This is a genomic window from Novosphingobium sp. (assembly GCF_049240505.1).
GTDB lineage: Bacteria > Pseudomonadota > Alphaproteobacteria > Sphingomonadales > Sphingomonadaceae > Novosphingobium.
This window is the reverse complement of the sequence record NZ_JBMLSM010000217.1, coordinates 1-2,261: the sequence shown is the minus strand read 5'-3', so window position 1 is coordinate 2,261 and position 2,261 is coordinate 1. Positions and strand designations below refer to the sequence as shown.

3 protein-coding genes are annotated in these 2,261 nt (G+C 60.9%); 1 reads left to right on the top strand and 2 read right to left on the bottom strand.

Annotated features, from left to right (window positions below; genetic code table 11):
- On the bottom strand, positions 1–317 hold a 317-nt coding region (gene infC / locus ACOVQ0_RS17680), incomplete at its 3' end, for a translation initiation factor IF-3 (RefSeq protein ID WP_421887500.1).
- A gap of 158 nt (positions 318–475) precedes the next feature.
- Positions 476–1,150 carry a ligase-associated DNA damage response endonuclease PdeM gene (pdeM, locus tag ACOVQ0_RS17675; protein WP_421887497.1) on the bottom strand — a complete coding sequence of 225 codons (675 nt, stop codon included), beginning with the start codon at positions 1,148–1,150 and terminating at the stop codon, positions 476–478.
- A 43-nt stretch (positions 1,151–1,193) separates the two neighbouring features.
- Here pdeM and hemF point away from each other — a divergent pair, with 43 nt between their 5' ends.
- Positions 1,194–2,057: an oxygen-dependent coproporphyrinogen oxidase gene (gene hemF, locus ACOVQ0_RS17670; RefSeq protein ID WP_421887495.1), complete on the top strand. Its 864-nt coding sequence runs from the start codon at positions 1,194–1,196 to the stop codon at positions 2,055–2,057.
- The last annotated feature ends 204 nt before the right edge of the window (positions 2,058–2,261 follow it).

Sequence of the window (2,261 nt, the reverse complement as noted above, 5' to 3'; positions counted from 1 at the left end):
GTGTCGTAATCGTGGTCATCGATGTTCGGACGCATCTTGATCTCCTTGATCTCCTGCGTCTTCTGGCTCTTGCGGGCAAGATTCGCCTTCTTCTGCGCCTCGTAGCGGAACTTGCCGACATCGAGGAACTTGCAGACCGGCGGGTCAGCGTTGGGCGAAACCTCAACCAGATCGAGGCCGACTTCGGCAGCCTGTTCGATCGCTTCGCGGGTGTACATTACACCCAGGTTCTCGCCATCACCGTCGATCACGCGCACCTTTGGCACGTTGATCATATTGTTGAAGCGAGGCCCGCTCTTGACGGGGGGCGCCATCATGCGCCGCGGTGGGGGAGCTATAGTGCTTTCTCCTGCAGTTTGCCCAAATATACGATTGGCGCGCTCATATCACAATGCGCGGCCTTTGAAAGGGCCGGTTTGCATGAAGTTCCCGGCAATCATCGATTGATGTTCGCGTGTTGCGAAGGAATCACGAATTACGCCGCAGCACGCCACAAGGCAAAGCGGGCCAGTTTCTCTCCAGCAGGGACGATCGCGTCAATGGCCCGGGCGGGTTGCAGCGCTGAGAGGATGGCGGGATCGCCAGCGTCCATGCCGCCGGTCAACGCGCCAAAAGCCGGGAGAATCAGGCGGTTCTCACTGGCCACCGCGCAAGGACGGGCGATATTCCGGCCCCGGATCGATACGCGCAGCTTGGGGTGGAAGTGGCCTGAAACCTCCGCCCCGGCGCTGCCTTTGCGGGCGATATGGCGCAGGTTTACGCCGCGCACATCGAGTTCATCGACCAGTGTGCCGCCCGGCGCGCCTGCGTCTTCATCGTGGTTTCCGGTGATCCAGATCCAATCGGTTGCGCGGGTAAGCGCGTCGAGCATTCCGGCGGCGTGGGGTTCCATCCGTGCCACTGCAGCGGCATCGTGAAACGAATCGCCCAGACAGAATACGCGCCGCGCGCCTGTTTCGCGCAGGGATTCGGCCAGCCGTTCCAGCGTGGCCCGGCTGTCGTAAGGGGGAAGCATCTGGCCGTGCCGGGCAAAGAAGCTGGCCTTTTCGAGGTGAAGGTCTGCCACCAGCAGCGCGTTCTCCTCAACCCAGAACACCGCGCGTGACGGGCCGAGCCTGAACTCCTGTGAGGCGAACGAAAAGGGAACCATACTTCCCCTTGCCGTATGCAGATTGTGTTGGCAAGGGCAGGGCATGAGCAACTGGACCGACCACACCGCCCGCGCCCGTACATGGTTCGAAACTTTGCGCGACCGGATCTGCGCCGAATTCGAATCGATCGAGCGTGAGGCAGGTTCTGAAGCGTCGTTTGCCTATACGCCGTGGAACCGCGAGCATGAGGGCGAAACTGTCGCGAACGGTGGCGGCGGTGTGCAGGGCCTGATGAAGGGCAAGGTGTTCGAGAAGGTCGGGGTGAACGTCTCGACCGTGCAGGGCGAATTTTCAAAGGAGTTCGCCGGCACTATCAACGGAGCGAGCGCCGATGCGCCGGGCTTTACCGCCACGGGCATCAGCCTGGTGGCGCACATGGCCAATCCGCATGTGCCCGCCGTCCACATGAACACACGCTTCCTGACCACCAGCAAGGCATGGTTCGGCGGCGGCGGTGATCTCAATCCACCGATCCCCTATGACGACGATACGGCGGAGTTCCACGCAACCTACAAGGCCGCGTGTGACCGGCATGATGCTGAGTATTACCCGAAGTTCAAGAAGTGGGCCGACGACTACTTCTGGATTCCCCACCGCAAGGTGCATCGCGGTGTGGGCGGCATCTTCTATGACCATCTCGAATGCGCCGACGACGCGGCGTTCGAAACCAACTTTGCCTTCACCCGCGATGTCGGCGAAGCGTTTCTCGCGGTGTTCCCCACGCTTGTCCGCCGCCGCATGGGCATGGCCTTCAACGAGGCGGAAAAGCTGCGCCAACTGGAATATCGCGGTCGCTATGCCGAGTTCAATCTGGTGTGGGACCGAGGCACGCTTTTCGGCCTTAAGACAGGCGGAAACATCGACGCCATCCTGATGAGCCTGCCCCCGCAAGCCGTCTGGAGCTGACGTTCCCCGATTGATCGAGCAATTCGATTGCAATTGCGAGGCTTTCCCTCTTGCAGGGAAGGCCCGCTTGCCGCCATTTAGAGCATAGATGCTGCGCCAGTACGAACTTGTCGAACGTGTTCTCGCCTATGATCCGCAAGCGGATGAGGCGATGCTCAACCGTGCCTATGTCTATACCGTGCAGAAGCACGGCAGCCAGAAGCG